Origin of the sequence: Luteibacter sp. (genome assembly GCF_051958795.1) — a bacterium.
Classification (GTDB): domain Bacteria; phylum Pseudomonadota; class Gammaproteobacteria; order Xanthomonadales; family Rhodanobacteraceae; genus Luteibacter.
Map to the genome: position 1 here is coordinate 1 of NZ_JBQCFT010000347.1, position 5,869 is coordinate 5,869.

Sequence of the window (5,869 nt, forward strand, 5' to 3'; positions counted from 1 at the left end):
GTCCGGCCGTACCCCCCACCAAACAAAAACCCGGCTTGCACACGGGTTCTACAACGGACCCGCACGACGGGGAGATGGGCCGCGGGGTGGGAGGGCCGCGCGCCACGTTTGCGATTACAGGTCGTAGCGCACCGCGAAACGGAAGTAGCGCGGCTGGCTGTACGAATTGGCACGCTTATAGGTCGCTACCGGCACGCCGGCGCTGTTTTCGCCGACCTCGATGACGCTGGTCTGGCGCTGCTGGCTGAACACGTTGAACACATCGACGTTGAAACCAAGCTTGTGGTTGGCGAACGCCGGGCGCCATTCGGTGCCGATATTCAGCTGCTGGGTCCAGGGGAGGCGGCCACGCGATCCGCGCGGGGACACCTTTCCGTCGCAGTAGAAGTACGACGCGCCGTACTGGATCGGATCGCCCGGCGCCACGCCGATGCAGTTCACCGGACGGCCCGAGGCAATGGCCACGTTGGCGCTGAACAGCCACTCGGGCGTCATCTGGTAGAAGCCGTAGGCCTTGAACTGATGGGTGCGGTCGTTCGGCAGCGGGCCGTTGGAGCCGACCATGATTTCCGGTGCGTCCCAGTCCTGGGTGACGGAAGGATCGCGCTGGCCGATGTCGGACTTCAGCATGCCTTCCGAGTTGCCGTAGCTACGCGAGAACAGGTAGTCGAACTTCGCGTACCACTTCTCGTTGAACTGCTTTTCCGCGTACAGGTTCAGCGAGTAGTACTTGCGCTTCAGATCCGGGAAGCCTACGCCGTTGTTCGTGAAGTCGCCCTTGTTCAGGGTCACGTCGCGGAAGTTGCCCTGGCCATCCATGTCTACCTGGAACGTGTTGCTCTTGCCGGGATTGAACAGATAGCAGCCGGAGATGTTGGCGTTGCTCATGTCGACGCCGTTGCGTTCGCCCCAGTTCTCGAACGGGCGCGAATCGCAGAAGTCATCGATGGAGCTCTTCAGCTTGCGCAGGGTGGCCTTGGCGCCAACGGCCCAGTCGCTGCCCAGCTGCTTGTCGAAGCCCAGGATGTATTCGTCCTGGTAGTACGCATCCATGCCCTTAGCCGCGATGGTGCGCGGATCAGGATTCGTACCGTCGTGGCCGTTCGAGGCGTATTCGCGGCCGTTGGGCACGAAGCCGACGGGAATGCCGGTGACCGGATCGATGCTGTCGAAGGTGCCGAACTGGCGCAGGAAGTACGAGCCCGAGGCGGCGCGCACGGCGACGTTGGAGGGGATCGCAAGGTGGTAGCGGCCGGCATTGCCGTACACCTTCAGCGAGGAGTCGCCGAACACATCCCAGGTGAGGCCAAGGCGCGGAGCGAGCTGGTGGCGCTGCTTGACGTAGACATCGCCAGCGCCATTGACGTTCTTGAACTGCTCGTTGCGCAGACCGAGGTACGCCATCCAGCGGTCGTTAACCTGCCAGTGGTCTTCGATGAACTGCGCTTCCTGGACGGTCTTGACGTTGGATGCGGCATAGAAATAGACGCGCTGGACGTAGCGGCCGCCCGGCGGCAGCTGGACATCGGGATAGCCCTCCACTTCGCCACTGGCCGGTGCGGTGCCGTAGGTCCAGTAGTAGGCGCCGCCCTTCGCACGGCCGGAATCCGGGCCTTCGTAGAAGTTGCCTGCGAACGACTCCAGGGTCTGGTTGTCCAGGCCCGCGCGCAGGTCGTGGTCGCCAAGGCGGTATTCCACGTCCAGGCGCCAGCCGTGCGTCTTGTCTTCCGCACCGGGCGCGAGCATCTGCCCCTGCAGGTAGCAGTTCGGCGGGAACACCGTACGGCCACCCTCGTTGAAGTTGCCGGTGATGAGCGGGCACTCGCCCCCGACCGAGTTGGTGACCTGCTGGTGCTTCGTCGTGCTGTTGCCGTACAGCGCGTTCACCGTGAGGTTATCGGTGAGGTAGCCGGTGTACTTGCCGATGTAGACATCGCCGCCCGGCGTGGCGCCGGCCGTGCCGTAGTTCTTCGTGTACAGCGAGCCACGGTACGCGCCGCGGTTGCCCGTGGCGTAGCTGTAGCCGTAGATGTCGCGCTGGTCGGTGGTCTTGTCGCTGAAGCCGGTGAGCTCGAGCAGGTGGTTATCGCTGATGTTCCAGTCGATCTTCGCGAGGTAGCGGTTGGTCTTCGTCGTGTAGTTCGCGTCGGTGGCCGCCGCGGTCGATCCGCGGGTGAAGCCTTCCGTGCGGATGAAGTCACCCGTGGCGTACAGGAACAGCTTGTCCTTGATCAGCGGGCCGCTGATGTACGCGGAGTACTCGGTCTGCCAGCTCTTGTTCTTGCTGCGGTCCTGGTACAGCTGGCCGTTGCGCAGGTAGATATCGCGTGGCGAATCGCGCAGGGCCTCGGGGGTGTAGATGACCTGGCCGCCGGCTTTCCACGTGTTACCGCCACGCTTGGTGATCATGTTGACGACGCCGCCCGTCGAGCGGCCATATTCGGCGCCGTAGCCCCCGGTGAAGATCTGCTGCTGGTCGATCGCATCGTAGGGCAGGCTGATGAGGCCAAGGCCGGTCAGGGCATTCGTGACGGAATAGCCGTTCACGTAATACTGGTTCTCCGCCGCCGAAGCGCCACCGAACGACGCCACGTTGCCGTAGCGCTCATCGCCGCCCACGGCGCCGGGCGCAAGCAATGCGGCCGACGTGACATCACGCGCGATCGGCAGCTTCTGCAGCTGCTCCGCAGTCAGCACGGTGCGCGAATCCACGGAGGAGACATCGATGGAGGGGAGGGCGGTGCCGGTGACCTGGATGCCTTCCAGCGTGGCGGCATCGGAGGCCGATGCCGTGGCGCCCACGAACGACACATCGGTACCGCTACCCACCTGCACGGAGATGTTCTCGCGCGTGCCGACGGTCGCACCGTCGCGCATCACGGAGACGTTGTAACGGCCCACGGGCAACGACGACGCGCGATAACGCCCTTCCGCATCCACCGCGATATCGCGCACCAGGCCGGTGTCCACATTCTGCAGGTGAACGATGTTGCCCTGGTCGGCCGAGACGCGGCCGAAGATGACGCCAGAGGCGTTTGACTGTGCGTAAGCGCTACCGGTGGCCGCGAGGCCCAATGCCAGTGCCAGCGCGGTGGGGCGCGTGAACAGGCGAGTGGAGTGATTTTTCGACATGCAAAGCCCCTGCCGGGCCCCTGTACTCAAGGGCCTCTTGGTTGGTGACGGATTGAGCGAACCTGTGGGGAAGGCTCGCGCGGTTCGCCTGTTCTCCAGCTATCGCCCTACCCCGGCGGGAAGCTGTCGAAACGCGCGGCGAGCCCCGGTTCTAGGTCGCACGAACTGTCGTGTCAAACCTCCGTGTACGTTTGATGACACTGCGGCACCTGCAGCAATGTCGCTCAAATCATGGAGTTAACGGCACACTTGCGGTCGCGTGAGCGCAACGAAAAAGGCCCGGCAATGCCGGGCCCTATCAAGCGTTCGTTATGAGCCGATTCTTAGGAAAGGTTGTAACCCTTCTCCTCATGCAAGGCGATGTCGAGGCCGATCTGTTCCTGTTCCTCGTCGACGCGCAGGCCCATCGTCAATGCGATGCCCTTGAAGATCACCCAGCTGAGCACCGCGCTGTATGCGACGGTGAATGCGACGCCCTTGAACTGGATCCAGAGCTGCAGGCCGAGGTCGGTGACGGTGCCGAAGCCGCCGAGGGCAGGGGCGGCGAGCGGGCCCGTGAGCAACGCGCCCAGGATACCGGCCACGGCGTGTACGCCGAACACATCCAGCGAGTCGTCGTAGCCAAGCCTGCGCTTGAGGCGCGTCGCGCAGAAGAAGCACACGACGCCCGCGGCGAGTCCGAGCACCAGCGCACCGCCGGGGCCGCAGGTGCCGGCAGCCGGCGTGATCGCGACCAGGCCGGCCACCGCGCCGGAGGCGATGCCCAAGACGCTCGGGCGGCGATGGGTGAGCCATTCGACGGCCGTCCAGCCGATCGCCGCCGCCGCGGTGGCGATCTGCGTCACCAGCATGGCCATGCCCGCGCTGCCGTTCGCCGCGACGGCCGAGCCCGCGTTGAAGCCGAACCAGCCCAGCCAGAGCATGCTGGCGCCGATAAGCGTGTAGCCAAGGTTATGTGGCGGCATGGGCGTGTTCGGGTAGCCGCGACGCTTGCCGATCACGATGCAGCCGACGAGGCCTGCGATGCCCGCGTTGATATGCACCACGGTGCCGCCGGCGAAATCGAGCACGCCGAGATCGCCCAGGAACGAGCCCGGGCCGCCCCAGACCATATGGGCGACCGGAAGGTAGACGAAGGTGAACCACAACCCGGTGAATACCAGCAGTGCGGAGAACTTCATGCGCTCCGCGATCGCACCGACGATCAGTGCAGGCGTGATGATCGCGAAGGTCATCTGGAACATCACGAAGACGGCTTCAGGCACCGTATTGTAAAGGCTACCGGGCTGGAGGCCGGCGAGCATGGCATGGCCAAGGCCACCGACGAAGGAGTGCAGCCCGGTACTGCCGGCCGCCATCCCGGTGGTGTCGAACGCGACCGAGTAGCCATAGACAACCCAGAGCACGGTGACCAGCGCAGTGATGGCGAAGCACTGCATCAGTACCGACAGCAGGTTCTTCGCGCGCACCATGCCGCCGTAGAACAGGGCGAGGCCAGGGATGGTCATCAGCAGCACCAGCATGGTCGCGGTGAGCATCCACGCGGTATCGCCGCTGTCGAGCTTTGCCGGCGCGGTGCCCTGGGCGAATGCGGCGAGCGGCGCGGCAGCCGCCATGGCGGTCATCAGGCGGAAGGACTTAGAGCGCATCGCCGTCCACCTCCTGCGTGCGGATCCGGATGGCCTGCTCGAGATCGATGACGAAGATCTTGCCGTCGCCGATCTTGCCGGTGCGCGCCGCCGTGCTGATCGCTTCGACCGCCCGCTCCAGTTGCTCGTCGGTGACGGCGATCTCGATCTTCAGCTTCGGGAGGAAATCCACCACGTATTCCGCGCCGCGATACAGCTCGGTGTGTCCATGCTGGCGCCCGAACCCCTTCACCTCGGTCACCGTCATGCCCTGTACGCCTACTTCCGCGAGGGCTTCCCGCACATCGTCCAGCGTGAACGGCTTGATGATCGCGTTGATCCATTTCATCGGCCGGGCTCCCCATGTGGTTGGATGGGGTAGCTAAGGCACGATGCATGCCAGCGCGGCGACCAGGCCCCAGCCCCTGGCGTACAACGTGTTACTGCCTGCTCACAGTTCCGACGATCATCCTGCTTGCACCATGATGGAACTAACGCGCGTCCACACTGGTGCCGCGACCATCCGCGTGCGCGCTCGCTTACTTGTCGGGAGTCGTCAGCTGGCTGTCGCCGCTATCCGCGACAAAGACGGCGAGCAGCCTGGCCGGCTCGGTCGCGCTGCCGTTCCGGCTGACCTGGTGGTGCGACCCGGGCGTCTCATAGAAGCTCTCGCCAGCCTTGTAGGTGCGCTCACCACCGCCGTTCACTTCGCTGACGATCGTGCCAGACACCACGTACGCATAAATAAATGCCGAGCCCGCGTGGTGGTGAGGGGCTGAGGCGGCGCCCGGTGGGTAGGTGACCTCGACGGCGGTGAGCTTCTTTCCGGGCACATTCGGGAGATCGTGCGAGAAGTTCACACTCACCTGTTCGCTGGGTGCGGCAGGGGCGGCGGCCATGCCGGCGAAGGGGAAGAGGAGGGCGAGCAAGGCGAGGTGGGGGCGTTTCATGGGAGGGCTCCTGATGGGAGAAGCCAGCATGCGCCGCAGTGAAGTGCACCGGAAAGCACCAAAATCCTCGTAGATCGCTATACCAAGACCGCATCGCCTTGTGGGAGCGGCGGGGGGGGGCGACAACGGCCCCCGCCACCCCCCCACCCCCCACCGCCC

At 64.7% G+C, this 5,869-nt stretch carries 4 protein-coding genes; all 4 read right to left on the minus strand.

All coding sequences use genetic code 11. The features are described 5' to 3' along the window. Nucleotides 1-114: 114 nt before the first annotated feature. Nucleotides 115-3,132: a TonB-dependent receptor gene (locus tag ACTHLF_RS18335; protein WP_440329222.1), complete on the minus strand. Its 3,018-nt coding sequence runs from the start codon at nucleotides 3,130-3,132 to the stop codon at nucleotides 115-117. A gap of 323 nt (nucleotides 3,133-3,455) precedes the next feature. After that, nucleotides 3,456-4,781: an ammonium transporter gene (locus ACTHLF_RS18340; RefSeq protein ID WP_440329224.1), complete on the minus strand. Its 1,326-nt coding sequence runs from the start codon at nucleotides 4,779-4,781 to the stop codon at nucleotides 3,456-3,458. Further along, entirely contained in the window at nucleotides 4,771-5,109 is a 339-nt protein-coding gene (locus ACTHLF_RS18345; protein ID WP_036110894.1) for a P-II family nitrogen regulator, read from the minus strand. Before ACTHLF_RS18345 ends, ACTHLF_RS18340 begins: the two co-directional genes overlap by 11 nt. A gap of 190 nt (nucleotides 5,110-5,299) precedes the next feature. Further along, nucleotides 5,300-5,710: a cupin domain-containing protein gene (locus tag ACTHLF_RS18350; RefSeq protein WP_440329226.1), complete on the minus strand. Its 411-nt coding sequence runs from the start codon at nucleotides 5,708-5,710 to the stop codon at nucleotides 5,300-5,302. Between the last annotated feature and the right edge of the window lie 159 nt (nucleotides 5,711-5,869).

What these genes read in the sequence shown, in the direction of transcription:
- ACTHLF_RS18335 (WP_440329222.1), bottom strand. Translation starts at nt 3,132, where the DNA reads ATGTCGAAAAATCACTCCACTCGCCTGTTCACGCGCCCCACCGCGCTG.
- ACTHLF_RS18340 (WP_440329224.1), bottom strand. Translation starts at nt 4,781, where the DNA reads ATGCGCTCTAAGTCCTTCCGCCTGATGACCGCCATGGCGGCTGCCGCG.
- ACTHLF_RS18345 (WP_036110894.1), bottom strand. Translation starts at nt 5,109, where the DNA reads ATGAAATGGATCAACGCGATCATCAAGCCGTTCACGCTGGACGATGTG.
- ACTHLF_RS18350 (WP_440329226.1), bottom strand. Translation starts at nt 5,710, where the DNA reads ATGAAACGCCCCCACCTCGCCTTGCTCGCCCTCCTCTTCCCCTTCGCC.